18 protein-coding genes and 2 tRNA genes are annotated in these 21,063 nt (G+C 42.8%); 9 read left to right on the top strand and 11 right to left on the bottom strand.

The genetic code is table 11. From position 1 onward, the window contains the following. Positions 1 to 193 precede the first annotated feature (193 nt). Positions 194 to 270, top strand: a tRNA-Asp gene (locus tag ACGF7G_RS10405). A gap of 8 nt (positions 271 to 278) precedes the next feature. Next, positions 279 to 354 (top strand) — tRNA-Trp (locus ACGF7G_RS10400). 1,261 nt (positions 355 to 1,615) lie between these two features. Here ACGF7G_RS10400 and hdfR read toward each other — a convergent pair. After that, positions 1,616 to 2,452, bottom strand: a complete 837-nt coding sequence (hdfR, locus tag ACGF7G_RS10395; protein ID WP_387465244.1) for an HTH-type transcriptional regulator HdfR — start codon at positions 2,450 to 2,452, stop codon at positions 1,616 to 1,618. Positions 2,453 to 2,577: 125 nt separating this feature from the next. On the opposite strand from hdfR, the gene ACGF7G_RS10390 reads away from it, so the two are divergent. Next, a complete protein-coding gene (locus ACGF7G_RS10390) occupies positions 2,578 to 2,916 on the top strand; it encodes a DUF413 domain-containing protein (protein WP_387465241.1) in 339 nt (112 codons plus the stop codon). 47 nt (positions 2,917 to 2,963) lie between these two features. Here the strand turns inward: ACGF7G_RS10390 and ACGF7G_RS10385 are convergent, their stop codons facing one another. After that, positions 2,964 to 4,487, bottom strand: a complete 1,524-nt coding sequence (locus ACGF7G_RS10385) for a YifB family Mg chelatase-like AAA ATPase (protein ID WP_387465238.1) — start codon at positions 4,485 to 4,487, stop codon at positions 2,964 to 2,966. A gap of 644 nt (positions 4,488 to 5,131) precedes the next feature. Here ACGF7G_RS10385 and ilvL point away from each other — a divergent pair. From ilvL to ilvA, 6 genes are all read left to right on the top strand, one after another. After that, positions 5,132 to 5,230, top strand: coding sequence for an ilv operon leader peptide (ilvL, locus tag ACGF7G_RS10380; protein ID WP_036844375.1), 99 nt, complete (start codon positions 5,132 to 5,134; stop codon positions 5,228 to 5,230). A 139-nt stretch (positions 5,231 to 5,369) separates the two neighbouring features. Continuing rightward, on the top strand, positions 5,370 to 7,016 hold the full coding sequence (gene ilvG / locus ACGF7G_RS10375) for an acetolactate synthase 2 catalytic subunit (protein ID WP_387465235.1): 1,647 nt from the start codon (positions 5,370 to 5,372) through the stop codon (positions 7,014 to 7,016). Beyond that, positions 7,013 to 7,270 carry an acetolactate synthase 2 small subunit gene (gene ilvM / locus ACGF7G_RS10370; RefSeq protein WP_133813940.1) on the top strand — a complete coding sequence of 86 codons (258 nt, stop codon included), beginning with the start codon at positions 7,013 to 7,015 and terminating at the stop codon, positions 7,268 to 7,270. The genes ilvG and ilvM overlap by 4 nt, the downstream gene beginning before the upstream one ends. Before the next feature lie 23 nt (positions 7,271 to 7,293). Further along, positions 7,294 to 8,220: a branched-chain amino acid transaminase gene (locus ACGF7G_RS10365; protein WP_387465232.1), complete on the top strand. Its 927-nt coding sequence runs from the start codon at positions 7,294 to 7,296 to the stop codon at positions 8,218 to 8,220. Positions 8,221 to 8,288: 68 nt separating this feature from the next. Next, positions 8,289 to 10,139, top strand: a complete 1,851-nt coding sequence (gene ilvD, locus ACGF7G_RS10360) for a dihydroxy-acid dehydratase (RefSeq protein ID WP_387465229.1) — start codon at positions 8,289 to 8,291, stop codon at positions 10,137 to 10,139. Positions 10,140 to 10,143: 4 nt separating this feature from the next. Next, a complete protein-coding gene (gene ilvA / locus ACGF7G_RS10355) occupies positions 10,144 to 11,715 on the top strand; it encodes a threonine ammonia-lyase, biosynthetic (protein WP_387465227.1) in 1,572 nt (523 codons plus the stop codon). Between the two features lie 186 nt (positions 11,716 to 11,901). On the opposite strand, the gene ACGF7G_RS10350 is transcribed toward ilvA, so the two are convergent. The 9 genes from ACGF7G_RS10350 to ACGF7G_RS10310 all read right to left on the bottom strand — a co-directional run bounded on the left by ACGF7G_RS10350 (position 11,902) and on the right by ACGF7G_RS10310 (position 21,048). Then, on the bottom strand, positions 11,902 to 13,419 hold the full coding sequence (locus tag ACGF7G_RS10350) for a DHA2 family efflux MFS transporter permease subunit (RefSeq protein WP_387465251.1): 1,518 nt from the start codon (positions 13,417 to 13,419) through the stop codon (positions 11,902 to 11,904). Between the two features lie 7 nt (positions 13,420 to 13,426). After that, positions 13,427 to 14,614 (bottom strand): multidrug efflux MFS transporter periplasmic adaptor subunit EmrA, encoded by a 1,188-nt coding sequence (gene emrA, locus ACGF7G_RS10345; protein ID WP_387465225.1) that lies wholly within the window; start codon positions 14,612 to 14,614, stop codon positions 13,427 to 13,429. 315 nt (positions 14,615 to 14,929) lie between these two features. Next, positions 14,930 to 15,673 (bottom strand): 3-oxoacyl-ACP reductase FabG, encoded by a 744-nt coding sequence (fabG, locus tag ACGF7G_RS10340; protein ID WP_387465223.1) that lies wholly within the window; start codon positions 15,671 to 15,673, stop codon positions 14,930 to 14,932. A 58-nt stretch (positions 15,674 to 15,731) separates the two neighbouring features. Beyond that, a complete protein-coding gene (locus ACGF7G_RS10335; RefSeq protein WP_133813934.1) occupies positions 15,732 to 16,547 on the bottom strand; it encodes a MaoC/PaaZ C-terminal domain-containing protein in 816 nt (271 codons plus the stop codon). Further along, the gene (locus ACGF7G_RS10330; protein ID WP_387465221.1) at positions 16,544 to 17,809 is read right to left on the bottom strand and encodes a beta-ketoacyl-[acyl-carrier-protein] synthase family protein; all 1,266 of its coding nucleotides are present in this window, start codon (positions 17,807 to 17,809) and stop codon (positions 16,544 to 16,546) included. The genes ACGF7G_RS10335 and ACGF7G_RS10330 overlap by 4 nt, the downstream gene beginning before the upstream one ends. Before the next feature lie 154 nt (positions 17,810 to 17,963). Further along, entirely contained in the window at positions 17,964 to 18,200 is a 237-nt protein-coding gene (locus tag ACGF7G_RS10325; protein WP_021322826.1) for an acyl carrier protein, read from the bottom strand. Between the two features lie 118 nt (positions 18,201 to 18,318). Next, a complete protein-coding gene (locus tag ACGF7G_RS10320; RefSeq protein WP_387465219.1) occupies positions 18,319 to 19,509 on the bottom strand; it encodes a cysteine desulfurase family protein in 1,191 nt (396 codons plus the stop codon). Next, on the bottom strand, positions 19,506 to 19,862 hold the full coding sequence (locus tag ACGF7G_RS10315; RefSeq protein WP_387465217.1) for an iron-sulfur cluster assembly scaffold protein: 357 nt from the start codon (positions 19,860 to 19,862) through the stop codon (positions 19,506 to 19,508). Before ACGF7G_RS10315 ends, ACGF7G_RS10320 begins: the two co-directional genes overlap by 4 nt. Before the next feature lie 16 nt (positions 19,863 to 19,878). Next, positions 19,879 to 21,048, bottom strand: a complete 1,170-nt coding sequence (locus ACGF7G_RS10310; protein WP_387465216.1) for a LuxE family acyl-protein synthetase — start codon at positions 21,046 to 21,048, stop codon at positions 19,879 to 19,881. Between the last annotated feature and the right edge of the window lie 15 nt (positions 21,049 to 21,063).

The raw sequence follows: 21,063 nt of genomic DNA, 5'->3' as shown, positions 1-21,063 counted from the left end.
GCTTTGTGTGATGAAGAATGATGCAGAGTGTTGTGGGTAGGAAGTCGGACAAAATCGCTGAGAGTGATTTTGAACGCTGCGGAAAGCGGCGGGCGGTCCGAAGGGCGAACGGCAGAAAGGCCGTTCGTAAACTGCCTTAACAGGTATTAAAGTTTTATGTTGTGGTAACAACATAGAAGACAAGAAATTCGGTGGTGCGGTAGTTCAGTTGGTTAGAATACCGGCCTGTCACGCCGGGGGTCGCGGGTTCGAGCCCCGTCCGCACCGCCACCTTATTTAGGGGCGTAGTTCAATTGGTAGAGCACCGGTCTCCAAAACCGGGTGTTGGGAGTTCGAGTCTCTCCGCCCCTGCCAGTTACAAACTAAGTAATAACTAAGGTAAGTCGCAATATTGATAACCCAGCTATTTAGCTGGGTTTTTTCTTATCTGTACTGTGCATAATAAATACATATCCCCTTGGCAGATGTTATTTTTCGACCGTGATAATTAAGGGGTGACTGAGAGGAAAAAGTCTTCTGGGTATCTGGCAAGGGAAATATTAGCTAGACACAATATATTGATTTAACGAACAAAAAACTATTTAAACTTAATATTTTTATTGCCTCTTTTACATACAGAGATAGCATCTCTTGACTGATCAATTAAAGGGTGTTGCTAGTTTATTATCTTAATTTTGACTTGAATGTTGGATTCGTATCTAAGAATAAGCTATAACAGCATATTTTTTTATTGTCTTTGAGATTTAGTGTTCAAACATCTCTTTCATGAATTAATTTAGCGACATGTATATTCAGATAATAAGAAACTGATCGGGCTACGATGTTTTAAGTATTCTATATAAGGAATATTTCTTAATGTAATAAACATCGTTTCAATTAGATAATATTTTTTCAGTATTATCCGCTTCCATAGTAATAAAATTCCCCCTTTATCCATTTGCGGATATTTATTATCAGAGTGAATTATTACATATTTCATTTATAAATAGGTCTTGCATAGTGATAAATAGAGGGATAGTTAACTATAAAAAGCGGTGAAAGAGATAATATTTCGAGATCTTGTTTATGAGAGAGAAGTTAGGCGGTTGATGCATCTGAATCTATTCTCAATTTATTACTGACGCTATTAGTGTAAAAATTGCTGATAAAAATTATCGACTTTGCGGTAAAATTTCTCTGAGTTAATTATGTTTAAAGAATTTGCGTCAATTAAGTCTTAATGAATACTCTAGTCGTGACAGTTTTCTTATTAAATGAAGTTCAGTTTAAAGTTTAAAATAAAAGTTACCTAAGCTGAATGGTAAGGTAAGAACATTGAGTATCCAGACGATGAGGGTAGGTTCGTTTAGTCAGTTATTAAAAATCATCTTACCCTTCTTTATTGTGGTTCTGGGTTCTCTGATTCAAGTCACAGCTTTAAACCGTGCGTAGTAAGTGAAGATTATTTGGCAAACAGGGGGGTATGTGGAAGGATGGCGAAAGTAATCCCGCCTCCTGCGTGATCTAAAACTTCGTTCTCTCTTACTATTTGCGTTTCTGTTTCCGTGTAACATTTCTATCTGGAAATCTTGCAGAACATAGATCCACTAATTGAATGAGTTGCATAAAATGTCTCTTAATCTCTTGTAGAAGTATTGATGACAGGTATTTTTAATAGCTGCTGAATCAATGCTTGTTGATCGTTGTTCTGTAACCATATAGCGTATAATGGGCGTTTGATTAGTTCAGTATTTGGGTAAGAGATAAGTTCTGAATATTCGTTTTGCCAGTGTATTGGTAGGAAGGCGGCTCCTTTGACACAATTGAGCAGTTGGCGAGCTATATGTGCTGAAGTGGTTGTGATTATGGGCAATTGTTCACTTTTTAAAATCCGTTGTTCTTGGTGATGGAAATCAGCTCCCCATTCTAATTTGATGTAGTTTTCAACTTGGCATTTCAGATTTTCTTCTGTCGTTAATAATTTCAGGCAAATATTCCCTAATAACAAGCTTTGGAATTCATCCATTTTAGGGGGTTCAGTCGTTATTAGTAGATCTAATTCACGCGAATGAAGTTGTTTAACAAGGGATTGCCGTGTAGAAACCCGAGATTCTAATCTTAGTTCCTGATGTCTTTTATAGAAATCCTGTAGCCAAGAAGTTAAATATGCTTCCCATAATGATGCGGTGGCGCCAATTGTCAATTCAGTATGTTGAGATGCATGTGTTATCTCTTTTTTAGCCAACTGCCAGGTATTCATCAGTGATTCTGCATACGGCACAAGGCGTTCACCAGCGGCTGTAAGACGGATGTTATTGCGATGACGCGTGAAAAGATTAGCACCTAATTGGTTTTCTAATTGGCGTATGCGAAAGCTGACTGCTGACTGTGTCAGGTATAGTGATTCTGCTGCCCGACCAAAGTGACGAGTTTTACTGACCTCCAGAAAGGTTTTCAGTAATTCAGTGTCCACATGTTTCTCCAATATTTTTTATCGTTAAGATTTAAATGTTTTGTTTTACAGAACGCCAGGCCTATCTAATACTCCGCGCCATAATTAGCATGATAGTAACAGTAATAGAATTAGGAGTGTGTCAGATGGCCGAAAGCTTCATCACGACTAATCGTTTTTTTGATAACAAACATTATCCTCGCGGGTTTTCCCGCCATGGCGATTTCACCATTAAAGAGGCGCAATTGCTAGAGCATCATGGGCATGCGTTCAATGAGTTAGATCTCGGTAAACGTGAGCCTCAAACAGAAATAGAAAAACTGTTTGTTGCTGTTTGCCGGGGTGAACGTCAGCCTGTGACGATGGAAGAAAAAGTATGGACCAAATATTTGGCAAGGATTAGTCGTCCAAAACGTTTTCATACCCTGTCAGGTGGTAAGCCTCAGGTTGATTCTTCTGACGACTATACCGATACTGATGATTAATATCATCACAAGTTATGAGTACAGGGGCTTTGCCCCTTTTTTCATTTTTAACCTGATTGCTTTTGTAACTGTATTAATAGTCTGTCCATACTACGGTAGCTTAAGGCTTCCATAATATGTGGTTTTTCTATCTCTTTTTTTCCTTCTAAGTCGGCGAGTGTTCGGGATGCCCGCAGAATTCGATGCCATGCCCGGATGGAAAGCCCTAACTTTGTTAGTGTTTCTTCCAGAAATACGGCGTCGTTAGGTTTGAGCCTACAAAATGTTTCTGTCTCTTTACTATTCAGATGAGCATTAATTTTTCCACAGCGTTTCAATTGTATTTCTCGCGCTGTCAGTACTCTTAATTTTACATCTTTGCTGCTTTCGCTTGATCTAACTGGGCTACTCAATGTTCCAACGGGTAACAGAGGAACTTCAATTGAGAGATCAAAGCGATCTAAAAAAGGCCCGGAAAGTTTTGCCAGATATCGAAGTATTTGCTGAGGATTACTTCGATTATGAATTCCTTGATGATGGCCTGTAGGGCTGGGATTCATTGCTGCTATTAATTGAACCTGAGCAGGAAAACAAACTTTTGCTCTGGCTCTGGATATAATTATTTCCCCTGATTCCAGTGGTTCTCTGAGGGCATCAAGGACTCTGCGTTCAAATTCAGGAAGTTCATCTAGAAACAGCACACCGTTGTGAGCAAGTGATATTTCACCGGGTTTAGGAAGTCCACCACCGCCAACCAGCGCTGCCATTGAAGAACTGTGATGAGGCGCTCTGAATGGGCGTGTATGCCATTGTTCTGGTGGAAGGTATGTATCTACCAGGCTATTGATAGCGGCAACCTCAAGAGCTTCTTTGTTTGTTAATGGCGGTAATAAACTGCATAGGCGGCTTGCCAGCATCGTTTTTCCTGTCCCTGGAGGGCCAAGTAGTAAAAGATTATGTCCGCCTGCTGCTGCGATTTCCAATGTGCGTTTTGCTTGTTCCTGGCCAATAATGTCCTGAAGATCCGGTTGTGATTGTTCTGTTGAAAATTCATGCCGGATTGTTGTTGTCAGCAGTTGTTTTTCTCCTTGAAGAAAGTGACAGATATGCAAGAGGTGTTCTGCCATTAACGTTGCATCCTGAGATAATATTGCTAACTCTGTTCCGTTTTCTGTCGATAGAATAAGTTGCCTGCCTGCGTCTCCCGCGCTTAGTGCAGCTGGAATTGCGCCATTAACTCTCCGTAGGCCCCCGGATAGCGCGAGTTCACCAAGAAACTCATAACGGTTCAGTTTATCGGCAGGTATTTGTTCTGAAGCTGCCAGAATAGCGATAGCAATCGGTAAATCATAACGACCACCTTCTTTGGGAAGATCTGCTGGTGCAAGATTAACTGTGATTCTTTTAGGTGGATAGGTGAATCCGCTGTTGATCAACGCGCTTCTGACACGATCTCTTGCTTCTTTTACGGCTGTTTCAGGCAGACCAACCAGAGTTAATCCAGGTAAGCCATTACTAATATGCGCTTCAACAGTAACGATAGGGGCATGAATACCTATCGTCGCTCTGGTATAAATAACAGCGAGGGCCATCCTATTCTCCTTAGTAAGAAAGCGCATATGATGGACTGAAATGAGATAATAAATAGTGCCCTATTATTTTTTTGCGAGACAGCTCTAATAAATATTTTTTCATGTTACTCAAAGAGTTATTTTCTTAAATTTCAATTAAGTGATTTTTATTTTAATTGATTGGTGTTTTTTTATATTTTTGGGTCTAATTGAGAAATTTATTTTTCTATTGTTGTTGTTATGATTTATTTATTATTTTAGGTGTTTTAATGTTGATTTTCTATTATTTAATTTTTTTAAATTTGAATGTTCATATATTTCGCAGTAAGTTAAATTAGTGTTTTATATATTTATGCTTTATTTTTTTAGTTGGGTTTTTTTGTCACTTGGGTGATTAATAGTAAGATATTCACTTGGCTTTTGTTGAATGATTTGTTTTATTTGTTATTTATTAATGTGATGTGTTGTTTTTATATAATAATCTGGATATTATCACTTAAATTTAATCCATATATGGAAATATAATCTAAAAAACAAGTATTCTATTGAAAACAAACAATATTTTTTCATGTCGAGGCATAAAACAAAATAAAAGTTGTCAAGATATGAAGAACGTGATAACTCTTAAATATAGATTAAACAAACGAGTTAAAACGGCCAAGATTATGAACATATTCGTCCAAGTGATTAGCCTAGTTATCGTCAGCGTGGTGGTGATTATTATCCCACCGTGCGGGGCTGCACTTGGACGAAGAAAGGCTTAGACGAATAGCCAAATCTCTCGAAGACCCCCGCACCGAAAGGCGCGGGGGTTTTTTTTCGGCAAGCAAAAATCAGTCAGAGACAAAAACATACAACAGAACAAAATTTTGTTTCACAGGGTAAACACAGGGGATATGAAAAATGAATGGGGCGCAGTGGGTGGTAAAAGCATTACGAACGCAGGGTATTGATAAGGTTTTCGGCTACCCTGGTGGTGCAATCATGCCGGTTTACGATGCTTTGTACGATGGTGGTGTGGAGCACTTACTTTGTCGGCATGAACAGGGCGCTGTTATGGCTGCAATTGGTTATGCGAGAGCCAGTGGCAAGCCGGGAGTCTGTATTGCCACATCTGGGCCGGGGGCAACAAACTTGATCACTGGGTTGGCTGATGCGTTGTTAGATTCTATTCCTGTTGTCGCTATCACTGGTCAGGTGAGTTCTGAATTGATTGGAACTGATGCCTTTCAGGAAGTCGATGTTTTAGGTCTCTCCCTTGCTTGCACCAAACACAGCTTCTTAGTGGACTCCCTGGAAAATTTGCCTCAAATTATGGCTGAAGCCTTTTCTATTGCAACCAGTGGTCGACCGGGCCCTGTTCTGGTTGATATTCCTAAAGATATTCAGCTGAAAGAGGGGAATTTAGCCCCACATCTGGTTCCTGTTGAGCAAGAGATACCCTGCACTGAAAATGAATTAGAACAAGCCCGGAAGATGATTGCGGCTGCGGTAAAGCCCATGCTGTATGTTGGTGGTGGAGTCGGTATGTCTCAGTCAGTTTCTGTTCTACGTAATTTTGTTGCGGAAACAGGTATGCCGGTTGTTTCCACGTTAAAAGGTTTGGGTGCTGCTGATACTGAACATCCATGTTATCTGGGAATGCTTGGGATGCATGGCACGAAAGCTGCAAATTTTGCTGTGCAGTCATGTGATTTGCTGATTGCCGCAGGTGCCCGTTTTGATGATCGAGTGACTGGCAAACTCAATACCTTTGCGCCGAATGCAAAAGTTATTCATCTGGATATCGATCCGGCAGAGCTGGGGAAATTACGTCAGGCTCATGTGTCATTGCTGGGGGATTTAAAAGCGTTGTTGCCTCGTTTACAGCAACCATTATCAATTATGCCTTGGCAGCGGGAAGTTGAGCGCCTGAAAGCTGAATATCCTTGGTGCTACGACCATCAGGGTGAGGCTATCTATGCACCTTTGTTATTGAAGCAGGTTTCGGATCGTAAAACATTAAACACGGTTGTTACCACCGATGTTGGACAGCATCAGATGTGGACAGCTCAACATATGACTTTTGATGGGCCTGAAAATTTCATTACATCCAGTGGGCTGGGATCGATGGGATTTGGTATCCCTGCTGCGATTGGTGCTCAAATTGCCCGACCAGAGGATATGGTGATCTGTGTATCCGGTGATGGTTCTTTCATGATGAATGTTCAGGAATTGGGGACAATTAAACGCAAGCAGTTACCAGTAAAAATTTTACTGTTGGATAACCAGCGGTTGGGAATGGTGCGGCAATGGCAGGAACTGTTTTTTGATAAACGATATAGCGAAACAACCTTAACGGATAACCCTGATTTTGTCGCATTAGCGAAAGCTTTTGATATTCCTGGGCAGCATATCACTGATAAATCACAGATTGATGAAGCTTTGGATGCGTTATTCAACAGTAATGGACCGTATTTATTACAGGTATCCATTGAGGAATTAGAAAACGTTTGGCCGTTGGTTCCTCCCGGTGCAAGCAATGAAACTATGTTGGAGAAATCATTATGATGCAGCATCAACTTGCAATCCAGGCTCGTTCCTGCCCTGAAATATTAGAACGTATTTTACGAGTAACACGCCATCGTGGATTTGAGATATGTTCGATGAATATGGATCAAACAATGGATGGCTATAATGTTAATATCGAATTAATTGTTGCCAGCCAAAGACCTGTTAATTTGTTGTCTTCACAATTAACTAAATTAGTGGATGTCGCTGGTGTCAAGATTCTGCAACCGAAATCACAATTAATACGTGCATAACGTAGAAATAAAGGAATAAGAGAATGACGAAGCAATCCGATTACATTTGGTTCAATGGCGAGATGGTTCCTTGGGCAGATGCTAAAGTTCACGTAATGTCACATGCTTTACATTACGGTACGTCGGTTTTTGAGGGAGTTCGCTGCTATGACTCTTATAAAGGGCCAGTCGTTTTCCGCCATCGTGAGCATATGCAGCGTTTACATGATTCTGCAAAGATTTACCGTATGCCAGTGAGTCAGAGTGTTGATGAATTGATGGGAGCGTGCCGGGCAACTCTTCGTAAAAATAATTTAGTCAGTGCTTATATACGTCCACTGGTCTTTATTGGGGATGTTGGAATGGGGGTTAATCCACCGGCCGGTTATAAAACTGATGTCATTATTGCCGCTTTTCCATGGGGAGCTTATTTGGGAGAAGATGCACTGGATCAAGGAATTGATGCTATGGTTTCCTCATGGAACCGTGCGGCACCAAATACAATACCAACGGCTGCCAAAGCGGGTGGTAACTACCTGTCTTCTCTTTTGGTTGGTAGTGAGGCCCGTCGTCATGGATATCAGGAAGGTATTGCTCTGGATGTTTATGGTTATATCTCTGAAGGCGCGGGTGAAAATCTGTTTGAAGTAAAAGATGGTGTATTGTTCACGCCATCATTGACTTCATCTACCCTGCCAGGTATTACCCGTGATGCCATTATCAAACTAGCGAAAGATTTGGGGCTGGAAGTTCGTGAACAGGTCTTGTCGCGCGAATCTCTGTATCTGGCGGATGAAGTTTTTATGTCTGGTACAGCGGCTGAAATCACACCTGTTCGCAGTGTTGATGATATTCAGGTTGGTCTTGGTAAATGTGGACCAATTACCAAGAAGATTCAGCAAGCATTCTTTGGATTGTTTGATGGTACAACAGAAGATAAATGGGGCTGGTTAGATCCAGTAAATCCTTAATAAAACTATAAATAATTTAACGGGCGGTTCGTTCCCCGCCTGTTTTGATAACACGGGAGTGAAGAATAATGCCTAAGTACCGTTCTGCCACCACGACTCATGGCCGCAATATGGCTGGGGCCCGCGCTTTATGGCGTGCGACAGGGATGACCGATGCAGATTTTGGTAAACCAATTATTGCGGTAGTTAACTCATTTACTCAATTTGTTCCGGGGCATGTTCATTTGCGGGACTTAGGTAAATTGGTTGCCGAGCAGATTGAAGCATCAGGTGGTGTTGCAAAAGAGTTCAATACAATAGCGGTGGATGATGGTATCGCAATGGGGCATGGTGGAATGCTCTATTCTCTGCCATCACGCGAATTGATCGCTGATTCTGTCGAATATATGGTGAATGCTCACTGTGCTGATGCCATGGTGTGTATTTCTAACTGTGACAAAATCACACCAGGTATGTTGATGGCCGCCCTGCGCTTGAATATCCCTGTGATTTTTGTTTCCGGTGGTCCCATGGAAGCCGGTAAAACAAAATTGTCGGATCAGATTATCAAATTGGATTTGATCGATGCCATGATTCAAGGTGCAAACCCTCATGTCAGTGATGAAGATAGTCATCAGATTGAGCGTTCAGCTTGCCCAACCTGTGGTTCCTGTTCGGGGATGTTTACTGCTAACTCGATGAATTGCTTGACCGAAGCTCTGGGTCTGTCTCAGCCCGGGAACGGTTCGTTACTGGCGACTCATGCGGATCGTAAGGTGCTATTTCTGAACGCGGGCAAACGTATTGTTGCGCTGACTAAGCGCTACTATGAGCAAGATGATGATAGCGCTCTGCCGCGTAATATCGCAACGAAAGCTGCATTTGAAAATGCGATGATGCTGGATATTGCCATGGGCGGTTCAACAAATACTGTACTTCACTTACTGGCTGCGGCACAGGAAGGGGAGGTCGATTTCACTATGGCGGATATTGACCGTCTGTCTCGTCAGATTCCTCATTTGTGTAAAGTTGCTCCAAGCACACAAAAATACCATATGGAAGATGTCCATCGTGCTGGTGGTGTGATGGGCATTTTAGGTGAGCTGGATAGAGCCGGTTTGTTAAATCGTCAGGTTAAAAATGTTTTGGGGCTGGATTTGCTACAAACGCTTGATCAATATGATGTGATGTTGACGGTAGATGAATCGGTAAAGAAAATGTATTCAGCAGGCCCCGCGGGTATCCGTACTACTCAGGCATTTTCACAGGATTGCCGTTGGCCTTCTTTGGATATTGACCGTGTAGAAGGTTGTATCCGTGACCTCAAACATGCATACAGTCAGGATGGCGGCCTCGCGGTTTTGTTTGGCAATTTGGCTATAGATGGCTGTATTGTAAAAACCGCAGGTGTTGATGAGAACAGTTTGACGTTCCGTGGGCCAGCTAAAGTTTATGAAAGTCAGGAAGATGCGGTTGATGCGATCCTGGGTGGAAGAGTCGTTGCTGGTGATGTGGTCGTCATTCGTTACGAAGGACCAAAAGGTGGGCCAGGAATGCAGGAGATGCTGTATCCGACGACGTATCTGAAATCTATGGGATTGGGCAAAAGCTGTGCATTGATTACCGATGGCCGTTTCTCCGGTGGTACATCTGGTTTATCGATCGGCCACGTTTCGCCAGAAGCTGCCAATGGTGGCTTGATCGGTTTGGTGCAAGATGGCGATATTATTGATATTGATATTCCACTGCGGAAAATTCAACTTGATGTGGATGAAAAGACACTTGCTGCCCGTAAAACAGTGGAACTTGCCCGTGGAGATAACGCATGGACGCCGAAATCTCGCGAACGTCAGGTCTCTTTTGCCCTGAGAGCTTATGCTTCATTGGCGACCAGTGCGGATAAAGGGGCTGTCCGTGATAAATCTAAGCTAGGGGGATAATTGCATGGTTGCATTTCTTCCCTTAACTTCTGCACCAAATGGTGCAGAGTACCTGAAAGCGGCGTTAAGCGCGCCTGTCTATGAAGTTGCTCAGGTGACACCCTTACAGGAAATGAAGAAAATTTCTACCCGTTTGGGAAATACTATTTTGGTAAAACGGGAAGACCGGCAGCCTGTTCACAGTTTCAAGCTCCGTGGTGCTTATACCATGATTTCTGGTTTGACTGAGGAGCAAAAAAACCGGGGAGTGGTTACCGCCTCTGCCGGTAACCATGCTCAGGGTGTTGCACTTTCTGCCAATCGTTTGGGAATTAACGCTCTAATTGTTATGCCGGTCACCACTGCGGATATTAAGGTTGATGCAGTCCGTAGTTTTGGTGGAGAAGTTCTGCTATATGGTGCCAATTTTGATGAGGCTAAAGCTAAAGCAATAGAAATGGCACAGCAGGAAGGTTATACCTTTGTTCCGCCGTTTGACCATCCCGATGTTATCGCCGGTCAGGCGACACTGGCAATGGAGCTACTGCAACAAGATGTGCATCTGGATCGAATCTTTGTGCCTGTTGGTGGTGGCGGTTTGGTTGCCGGAGTTGCTGTGTTGATTAAGCAACTGATGCCAGAAATTAAAATTATTGGGGTGGAAGCGGAAGATTCTGCTTGCCTGAAAGCCGCAATGGCAGCCGGGCATCCGGTAGATTTACCAAGAGTTGGCCTATTTGCCGAAGGTGTTGCTGTTAAACGTATCGGTGATGAAACTTTTCGTTTATGTCAGCAATATGTGGATGATGTTATCACGGTGGACAGTGATGCCATTTGTGCTGCGGTAAAAGATCTGTTTGAAGATGTGCGTGCGATTGCTGAACCATCCGGAGCATTGGCACTGGCTGGATTGAAAAAATATGTTCAGCAGCATCAGATCAAAGGTGAGCGGCTGGCCCACATTCTTTCCGGTGCTAACGTCAATTTCCACGGGTTACGTTATGTTTCTGAGCGCTGTGAATTGGGGGAGCAACGGGAAGCACTGTTGGCCGTGACTATTCCTGAACAAAAGGGGAGTTTTCTGCGTTTTTGTCAGAAATTGGGCGATCGGGCGGTAACCGAGTTTAATTACCGCTATACGGATGCGGATCCTGAACAAGCTTGTCTTTTCGTTGGTGTCCGATTGAGTCGTGGTGAGGTGGAGAGACGGGAAATCATCGAGGAATTACGGACCGCAGAATATCAGGTTGCCGATCTTTCAGATGATGAAATGGCGAAATTACATGTCCGCTATATGATTGGTGGTCGCCCATCGAAGCCATTGAGTGAACGCTTGTATAGTTTTGAATTCCCTGAATCGCCGGGGGCCTTGCTGAAGTTTCTGCAAACATTGGGAACTTACTGGAATATTACATTATTTCATTACCGCAATCATGGTACAGATTATGGTCGGGTGTTAGTGGCATTTGAATTGTCAGGAACAGAAGTGCGTTTTAAGCGTCACCTTGATGCGTTGGGCTATGGGTATCACGATGAGACGGATACGCCCGCGTTTAGATTCTTTTTGATGGGCCAGGCATCTGAAACAGCGGGATGATGATAAGCATTTTGACGATGAAAAAACATGTTTCGTAGAACAACAAAATAGCGCCTTGAAAGGTGCTATTTTGACAAAGTTTTGTATTCTCTGAGGTTTAACTGGAAATAGCCTAGATTCTTTGACTATGGTTATTAGTGCTGATGAGGTAGTCATCCAGTTTATTTTGTTTTATTTATCATCACGTTATTTCTTTGCGCCAACCGTGGGTTTTGCCAGCCAGATAAAGAACAGCAAAATCAGAAAAATAAACCCAAATAGCCAATAAATCTCGTTGGCGGCGATAATCAATCCCTGATTAGTGACTTCACGTGCCAGAGAGCTACTGGCTTGAGCTTGTGACATCCCTAATTGTTCCATTTTCTGATAGGCTTGCTGGGCAATAGGGTTATGGGGGGTTATCGATTCAGTTAACTGAACGTGGTGGACAGCTTCACGGCGGGACCACATGGTCGTTGTAATTGAGGTACCCACGGATGTTGCCAGAGTGCGTAAAAAGTTGAACAGACTACCCGCAGAGGCGATTTTATCCGATTCAACGTCGGATAATATAATGGCTGTTAGCGGCATAATTAAACAAGCAATAGCAAAACCCTGAATAAATTGTGGCCAGGCTGCAGTGGCAAAGTCCATTGATAGCTCAAAGGTATAAGCTCGCCAAAAAAAGCACAGAGCAAAAACGATAAAGCTGAACATAACCAAATAACGCATATCGATTTTTGAACCGAAGCGGCCAATGAGTGGAGCAAGTATTATGGGAACCATCCCTAATGGGGCCATAACCAACCCTGCCCAGGTAGCAGTATAACCAAAGACCATTTGTAATAACTGAGGTTGCAGAACCAGAGTGCCGATGTGAAGTAAAAAGGCCAAACTGATACATAAAGTACCAATAGTAAAATTACGTGATTTAAAGAGTGATAAATCAATGATCGGATCATCGTCGGTCAGTTCCCAGATAATCAGGAAAGTCACGGCAATAGCCGCGATAATCGCTAATGCAATAATTTCTGTTGAGTTGAACCAGTCAAGTTCCTTTCCTCGATCAAGCAATAACTGAAAACAACCGACGCCCGTAACTAATAAAATAATCCCTACAGCATCAATTGGCCTGACCTTTGTTTCAGTTTCTCGATCTTTTAATAGCATCCAAGTGATAGCAATGACGGTAAAGCCTACCGGGACGTTGATTAGAAATATCCACCCCCAATGATAACTGTCACTGATCCAACCGCCGAGTATTGGACCACAAACCGGAGCAACAACGATAGTCATTGACCATAATGCCAGTGCCATATTGCGTTTTAGCGGAGGATAGTTGTTGAGTAACAAGCTTTGCGAAAGAGGCATGATTGGCCCGGCTGAGATGCCTTGCAGAATGCGGGAAATGATCAACATTTCCAAGCTATTGGAGATACCGCACAACCAAGAGGTTATGACAAACAATAGCATTGATATTAAGAAAATCCGGACTTCCCCAAATCGTTTAGCTAACCAGCCTGTTAATGGGATAGAAATCGCGTTAGCAACAGCAAATGAAGTAATTACCCAGGTACCTTGCGATACTGATGAACCCAGGTCTCCGGCAATTGTTGATATTGCAACGTTAGCAATGGTCAGATCCAATATTTGTAAAAAAGCGGCTAATGCTAAAGCCAGGGTTAGCCAGCCAAGTTTGGCTCCTGATAATGGCTCTTTTAGCATGTTAACCTCACTCATCTTTACTGTTGTTAGCTTGAATGATTTCGTTAATTAGCCGATCAATTTCTCCGGTGTTGTAAGACAAGGAGTTTGTTTCATAAACAGTGCCTTTACGGGGGGTATCAGAAAGGACCAAACCATCTTGATTTCTGGTATCGACAGTGGCGTGCATGGATAAACCAATTCGTAAAGGATGATCAATAAGTTGTTGTGCTGCCAGTTCAACACGGACAGGCAAACGTTGAACCACTTTGATCCAGTTACCGGTGGCGTTTTGTGCCGGCAGTAAAGAAAATGCACTGCCGGTCCCCATATCAAGACCAACGATTCGGCCTTGATAAATGACATCATTGCCATAGAAGTCGCTAATTAGAGTTACCGGCTGACCAATACGCACATTGGCGAGTTGAACCTCTTTGAAGTTAGCTTCGACCCAGAGTTGATCTGCCGGTACGATAACCATCAGCGGGGCGCCGCTTTTTATTTGTGAGCCGACCTGAACACTGCGGCGTGAAACGTAGCCAGTCACCGGCGCGACAATTTGGGTGCGCTGTAGGGTTAACCATGCATCACGGAGTTGGGAAGCGGCGAGTTTAATCGCTGGCTGTTTTTCCAATGGGGTGTCTATAACTAACGCTTTGTTAGCATAATATTGTTGTTGGGCGACATTCAGCTCAGACTTTGCCATTTGAACACTATTACGGGAATGAATCAGATTTTCTTTGGCAATAGCACCGGTGAGTCCCAGATGTTCACGTCGTTTTAAATCATCTCTGGCCTGCTGTAGCGCAGTTTGTTTTAGTTCAATATTAGCCAGTAGCTTTTCATTATCGATGATGGTTTGGTGAGTTTGTCTGACACTATTAGCCAATATATTTTTCGCCCGTTCAAAAGCATGTTCTGCATCAACAGAGTCTAAACGTAGCAGAATGTCTCCTTGCTGAACGAAATAGGTATTATCGGCATGGATAGACGTTACGCTACCGGTGATTTGGGCCATCACTTGCACCTGATTACCGACAACGTAGGCATCATCAGTAGCCTGATGATAGCGTAATGCAACAAACCAGTAGGCAAAGTAACCTAATCCGGCAAAAACAAATAAGAGAGTTGCGAGGATTAATGCTAGCTTTCGCTTTGATTTTTTCTCATTAAGCGGAGGTGATTGTACTGGGACTGATTCTATTTCTTCGGCCATGTTCCTCTCCCATAACTGTGATCAAAAATAAATTAGACTATTAATGTGTTTATGCTTGATTAAACACCTTGGAGTTGACTACAAGGTCAAGATCTTCTCGTCTTGATAAAAAGAAAATGGGTAATATTTAGCACTTAATGCCACAAGTATTATTAGTATTAAAATTATTTATTATCGTTATTAATATTTATCAGAGCGACTCGATTGGCTATCTGGCAATGATTAACGGCATTTTTTGTCAGTACCCAGACATTTATCTGGGTACAAATAACCACAGGATATGGATACGAACCCATTGATATTCTGCTTAACTGGTCAGGCTGTCATTCCGCCATCAATGACGAATGTTTGCCCGGTAATGTAGCGTCCTCCAGGGCTGAGGAGGAAATTGATGGTCATAGCAATATCTTCCACTGAACCCAAGCGACCCAATGGAATGTTAGATAACAGTTTTTTCCTATGTGGTGCTGGAATATGACTCAGCATTTCAGTGTCAATCAAGCCTGGTGCAACGGTATTGACCCGAACATTAAATCGGCCAACTTCAACAGCTAATGAGCGGGTAATGCCGATCATTGCGGCTTTGGTTGCTGCGTAGTTAACTTGCCCTGAGTTAGCTTTAAATGCGGTAACCGAGCTCATGTGGATAATACAGCCTGCTCCAGCCATAATCATTTCAGGGAGAAAAGCATGATTGACTAAATAAACAGAAGAAAGATTGGTGGAAATCACGTTGTGCCACTCTTCTTCTTTCATATTTATCAGCAACGCATCTTGTGTAATTCCGGCGTTGTTAATGATTGCATAGGGAGAGCCATACCGTGAGATAAGTTCTGCCGACAGGGTTGAGACTTCTTTCGCGTTTGAGACATCACATTGATGGCCTTCACAACTGTGACCTTGCTGCTTAATTTCCTGACAAAGTGTTTGAGCTTCATCTATGCTTGATTTGTAGGTAAAAACCACATGGTAGTTTTGTGTAGCCAGCATTTTTACTATGCCTTTGCCAATGCCACGTGATCCTCCAGAAACAAAAACCCAAGGTGTGCTGATATTCATTAAGTTATTCCTCTAAATTTTTGTGCCATCCGTTTGTCAGTACACAATTCATCAAACCTTAGTTGGCAACCTGCTTTCTTTTTGTGGTTCCCATCAGACTCATTTCAACAACTAAAGAGACCTCTCCATTCAGCCAGATCGGGATTTCCAACGTACCGTATAACGAGCCATCAACGTCGAATGTATCCTTAGGTAGGATCGTATATTCGATGCTGGGCATTTCATGCGGGATTTGGCGATTGAGCAGGGTTGGAGAAAAACTCACTGTATGCATAACATGCAACACGATAAGGTCTTTGAGACATGTTTCATCATGTCCCTGTTTGCCGAAATAGGTTTTAAATTCCGTTGCTAGTGCCGTTTTTGCACTTTGCTGCATGAAAAGATAAAAAATCAGGGCATCAAGAAAAATCCAGAACTCATTGACTTCGGGGAAAGTGCTTTTGAATTCAATGGATTTTTTTATTGTCTCTTGTATAGGAACTTGACACTGTGGTTTTTCAGGAAAGCCGGTTTTTTTCGAAAAATCGAAACGACTATAATGACCAACCAAAGGTTTCAGGCTGGTTGTTTCATCTTGCAGGTTAAAGGTCGTTTTCCCACTCAGGTCAGTGTGCTTAGTTTTGACACAATAACAGGCATCCAGAGGCACGGGATTTCGCAAATTAACGTGCCACTGTCTGCCCATACCCTCGTTTGGTTGTGACAGGTAATCGTATCCGCTTTTGAGAGGGATCATTGCCAGCATACCGTGTACGGCAATACCGCCTAATCCGACTTCTTTTGCGATTTTTTCATCAAAATGGATGGGGTTATAATCTCCAGAGAATTTAGCCCATTGACTGAGATCTTTTTTACTGAATTGAACGTTCATCTGCTGGCTTTCCTGAAAATAAGTGCACAGTTTGTGCCACCGAATCCATAGTTAACATTTAAGGTAGTATCAATAACTTGGTTAGTTCGGTGGGTGTTGGGGACGTAATCCAGATCGCAGAGTGGATCCGGATTATTCAAGTACATAGTCGCGGGAATAGTTGCGGTTTCCATTGCTTTAATACAGAAAATGGACTCAATTGCGCCTGCTCCGGCAATAAGATGGCCTGTGTAGGATTTTGTACTGGAAGTCGGAATACGGTAGGCGTGTTCTCCCAGGCTCATTTTTAAGACATCGGTTTCGTTAATGTCGTTTAACGGGGTTGATGTGCCGTGGGCATTGATATAGTGAATATCTGACGCGGAGAGTTTGGCTTGTTCCAGTGCCGCCTGAATTGCCATAACCCGCCCTTGGCAATCGGGTGCCGGTGCTGTCATATCTGATGCGTCAGAGTAATTGCCATAACCGACGACTTCCGCCAGTATTTTGGCTCCTCTGCCAACAGCACTGTCATAATCTTCAAGACATAATATTGCTGCACCTTCTGACATCACAAAGCCACTGCGATCTTTGCTGAACGGACAGCAAGCTTTTTCGACAGATTCCTGCTCTTTGCTCAGTGCGCCAAGGATATCAATGCTCCAGACGATGAAGGGATCTCTGATACTTTCACCGCCCCCTGCCAGCATCATTTTAGTGCGTCCGCTACGGATAAGTTCAAAAGCATCACCTATTGCCATACTGCCTGTAGCACAAGCTGCCACCGGGGTATTCTGATATCCCCGTAGATTCCAGTTCATTGAAATAGCCGCCGTACCTACGCTGTGCATAGACATAATATTTGTCATGGGTGAGGCAATACCTTGGTCAGCGTAGGAATTGCTGTTTTCAACGGTTGCATCTTCTCCTCCCCAGCCAGTACCAAAAATGACACCTCGTTCAAAAGGGGAATAGCTTTCATCAAGAGCGGCTTTATCGTGACCAAATGCCATTTTGATGGCTTCATCGGCAGCAATTAGCCCAAGTTTGCTGAATTTGGGCAGGTTCTTTAGCAGCTTTTTGGAAAACTGTGATACATCAGGAGGAAAAGGGATGTTGCCGAAGAATTTTGCTACGACAGAAGTATCTGGGTGAACTTCCTTTTTGTAGCCTACACGATAGTTTAGGATTGCATCCCAAATTTCTTGGGTATTTTGCCCAAGAGAACAGATAGAGCCATAGCCTGTGATAACAACGCGGTGGTAGCCAGTTTGAAAATTCATGAAACATTATCTCCAAAGGTCAGTTCCTGGTGACATGCTTTATTTTTTAATACAACCAAATAATGGGGTTGGTAGATAAAAGCATCACAAAAATGAATGTTAGCCATGCTGTGATATGTCATAGACAGCTAACATCCAAATACATTAATAATGATTATTTTGTTAATTCACGGACATAATTGACAAAATCACCGATTGTCGTTGTTTCATTTCGCTGGAACTTATCGAAATTTAGCTGAATACCCATTTCTCTTTTTAAAGCAACCTGAATAGAGACAAAATCCAGACTGACTAGGTGAATATCATCAAGCAGGGTGTCAAGAGTAATATCCTCTGGTTCGATATCAGTTAATTCAGTAATTTGAGATTGCAGTAATTCGAATAGTTTCATATTAATATCCCCTTAAAAGCTAAAAAATGTTGGCGGAGCTTAAATGCAGTAATATCGGTATTCATGATTAATAAATAAGTTATTTCTGCTACACCGTCTTTTAAATACAGTTTTGCTGTTATTCCTGAGTGTTTAAAAGTTTCCCTGAAATTTTCAGCAAGTTATCAGTTTCTTGTTTGATCGCGCTAGCCAGCATCTCAATATCATTTTGGCTGGTGGTATACCCAAAGCTGATACGTACTGCGCTATCGATACGATCATTAGGTAGCCCCATTGCCGCCAGAACATGAGAACGTTGTGTTGATTTGTTATTGCTACAGGCTGATCCTAAAGATAAAGAGACTCCGTGACATAAATCCAGTCTGCTGGCTAATGATTCAGCACGGACCCCAGGGAAACTTAAATTCAGTGTCCACGGAGCCTGAAATTCTGGATTTATATTGCCATTAATCAAGTAGTTAACATGGTGCTGTTCCAGCAGAGATAGCAAGGTTTCTCTGAGCGTTTTGCAAGTATTGAAATGTTCTTGCAATCCATTCAGTGATTCTTTAGCTGCCGCCGCTAGTCCTGCAAGGCCTAGAGTGTTTTCAGTGCCGCTGCGTATTCCTTGTTCTTGGCCGCCACCGTGCAGCAAGGGGTTTAATTGAATACCTGGCGCATGATAGAGCCCACCAATACCTTTAGGGCCATTAAACTTATGGCCGGAGAAAGAGACCGTCGTTATGCCAGAAAGCGTGTCACAGCTAAAAGGAAGTTTACCAATAGCCTGTACTGCATCTATGTGTAAATAGATACCGGCCTCTTTTGCTAAAGAGGCGACAGCTTCATAGGGCTGTATTACACCGGTTTCGTTGTTAATCGCCATCAATGTGATCAGGCGGGTTTGTGGCCGCAGGTTTTCCCGGATGCTTTGTACACTTATCCGCCCTTGATTATCAGGATCGATCAGCGTCAGTTGCAGCCCGCGTTGCTGGTACCAGAGTAACGGTGCCAGGACAGACGGATGCTCAATAGAAGAGCTAATAACATGATGTGCAGACAGATCCGAACCGGGAAGCGTGGCTAACAGACTGGATACTGCTTGGTTATTACTTTCGGTTCCTCCTGATGTAAACAGGACTTGTTCTGGTACCGTGCCCATTAATGACGCTATAGAGCTTCTGGCGTCAGCGAGCAAGTTTTTAGCCATGTTGCTTAAACTGTAGTGGCTGGACGGATTAGCAAAAACAGACAAAGCATCTTTAATCGCCAACTGGGCTTTAACACTGAGCGGTGTCGTGGCGTTGTAGTCGAAGTATAGGCTGGTCATATTTTTCCCTTTAGCTGCTCAAATAGCTTATGCAGCATACCAAGGCAGTGCTGTTGGGCGGGTTCTAACTCGCCTAATAACGCATTAATACCCTCAGATGATAATGCGTTCAATTCTTCGAGAGTCTTACCTTTAACGTGGCGACAAAACTGGTTCGACATTGCCAGGGATGCTGTGCATCCCCATGCGCGGAAACAGGCATTATTTACCCGCCCTTGTCTATCCAGTGTCAAGTCGATATCAACCTTGTCACCACAGACAGGATTGCCTAACGCCAGTTTAATTGAGGGGCTGGATAACGTCCCTTGGCAGTCAGGATTGCAAAAGTTGTCAATAATGATGTTGTTAAACATAATTCCACCTTGCTATTTATACAGCGGGTGTAGTTTCATCGTCTGACATTTTTCTCTCAAGGTTGACTGCACAGCAACCAAACTCTTTAGCAGCAGCAGTACGCATAACAAACTGAATTCGCTGAGAATTACGCCAAGATTTGTTAGGGTCGGTACGCAAGTAGACCAAATCTTCTGTCAGTAACATACCTGGGGTGGAAACAGAAAGTGGATCCAGGATCACCAATTGCCCTGTTTCACCATCAGGTAGTTCGCGTGATAAATCATTAGGATCACGGACGGAGAAATGAATATAAGGAGGAACATGTTTATGGTTATATTCATCTTCTATGGCGAGAACGTTTGCTTCAACCAGACCATACATATCACGAGTTCGGGATACTGGAATTCCCATCCATTCTTCGATATCTGCATTTAATTCGTTGCGGGAGATCATATCTCCGGAAAAACGTTTCCATCCTCCCATCGTAATTACCATGCTATCGCGATCTAAAGTGAGTTTGGTGTTATTCTCTTTTAAGAAAGTAATAAAACGATGGATCATGAATGGAGGGCCAATTAAATGCCGGGTGAATTTGCCTTTCCATTGGATTAATTGATTCAGTGAGTCTTCTGGGGAAAAACGATCCTGATTAATCATATAGCGTCGGGTATCTAACAAACCTGTCAGGAAATTAAAGATCTTGACCAGCGCCATTTCTGGAATATCTTCTGTTGAAGGGCATAAGCATAGGCCTGCACCACCAGATAATTTGAACATGCTGCGATAATTAGAATAAACAGCCAGTACTGTGTGGTCCATTGTATCGTGGCAACGGCGATAAACGCTGGGAATTCCACTCGTACCGGTTGAACGCATTTCATGTTCGATTTCAGAGAGTGGTTTGCTTAATAAACGATGACTTTCGGCTGATTTATAAGTTGCAACAGGTATCAGTGGGATGAGGACTAAGTCATTATAACTCTGGATATTTTCTGGCTTGATACCTTGTTTCTCACAAATGTCTCTATAGTAAGGGTTATTGTGATAATGAAAATGAAACGCATCCTTAAGTAGGCAGGTTTTTAACTCTTGTTGCTCTTCTTTGGACAGCTTATAGAGAAAGTCGACATCTGCCATTAACCATTTCAGCGGATTGCCTCCACGGGATTTTATACCATCATATATATTTTTGATATTTTCCATTTTTTCATCTCCGGT

The sequence above is a fragment of the Photorhabdus sp. RM323S genome (assembly GCF_042879375.1).
GTDB classification, from domain to species: domain Bacteria; phylum Pseudomonadota; class Gammaproteobacteria; order Enterobacterales; family Enterobacteriaceae; genus Photorhabdus; species Photorhabdus tasmaniensis.
The sequence above is the reverse complement of the archived record's forward strand: the minus strand, read 5'-3'. Positions and strand labels throughout refer to the sequence as shown.

Excerpts from the sequence above, each read along its gene's own strand:
- ACGF7G_RS10390 (WP_387465241.1), top strand. The coding sequence starts at position 2,578 with ATGGCCGAAAGCTTCATCACGACTAATCGTTTTTTTGATAACAAACAT.
- ACGF7G_RS10385 (WP_387465238.1), bottom strand. The coding sequence starts at position 4,487 with ATGGCCCTCGCTGTTATTTATACCAGAGCGACGATAGGTATTCATGCC.
- ilvL (WP_036844375.1), top strand. The coding sequence starts at position 5,132 with ATGAACATATTCGTCCAAGTGATTAGCCTAGTTATCGTCAGCGTGGTG.
- ilvG (WP_387465235.1), top strand. The coding sequence starts at position 5,370 with ATGAATGGGGCGCAGTGGGTGGTAAAAGCATTACGAACGCAGGGTATT.
- ilvM (WP_133813940.1), top strand. The coding sequence starts at position 7,013 with ATGATGCAGCATCAACTTGCAATCCAGGCTCGTTCCTGCCCTGAAATA.
- ACGF7G_RS10365 (WP_387465232.1), top strand. The coding sequence starts at position 7,294 with ATGACGAAGCAATCCGATTACATTTGGTTCAATGGCGAGATGGTTCCT.
- ilvD (WP_387465229.1), top strand. The coding sequence starts at position 8,289 with ATGCCTAAGTACCGTTCTGCCACCACGACTCATGGCCGCAATATGGCT.
- ilvA (WP_387465227.1), top strand. The coding sequence starts at position 10,144 with ATGGTTGCATTTCTTCCCTTAACTTCTGCACCAAATGGTGCAGAGTAC.
- ACGF7G_RS10350 (WP_387465251.1), bottom strand. The coding sequence starts at position 13,419 with ATGCTAAAAGAGCCATTATCAGGAGCCAAACTTGGCTGGCTAACCCTG.
- emrA (WP_387465225.1), bottom strand. The coding sequence starts at position 14,614 with ATGGCCGAAGAAATAGAATCAGTCCCAGTACAATCACCTCCGCTTAAT.
- fabG (WP_387465223.1), bottom strand. The coding sequence starts at position 15,673 with ATGAATATCAGCACACCTTGGGTTTTTGTTTCTGGAGGATCACGTGGC.
- ACGF7G_RS10335 (WP_133813934.1), bottom strand. The coding sequence starts at position 16,547 with ATGAACGTTCAATTCAGTAAAAAAGATCTCAGTCAATGGGCTAAATTC.
- ACGF7G_RS10330 (WP_387465221.1), bottom strand. The coding sequence starts at position 17,809 with ATGAATTTTCAAACTGGCTACCACCGCGTTGTTATCACAGGCTATGGC.
- ACGF7G_RS10325 (WP_021322826.1), bottom strand. The coding sequence starts at position 18,200 with ATGAAACTATTCGAATTACTGCAATCTCAAATTACTGAATTAACTGAT.
- ACGF7G_RS10320 (WP_387465219.1), bottom strand. The coding sequence starts at position 19,509 with ATGACCAGCCTATACTTCGACTACAACGCCACGACACCGCTCAGTGTT.
- ACGF7G_RS10315 (WP_387465217.1), bottom strand. The coding sequence starts at position 19,862 with ATGTTTAACAACATCATTATTGACAACTTTTGCAATCCTGACTGCCAA.
- ACGF7G_RS10310 (WP_387465216.1), bottom strand. The coding sequence starts at position 21,048 with ATGGAAAATATCAAAAATATATATGATGGTATAAAATCCCGTGGAGGC.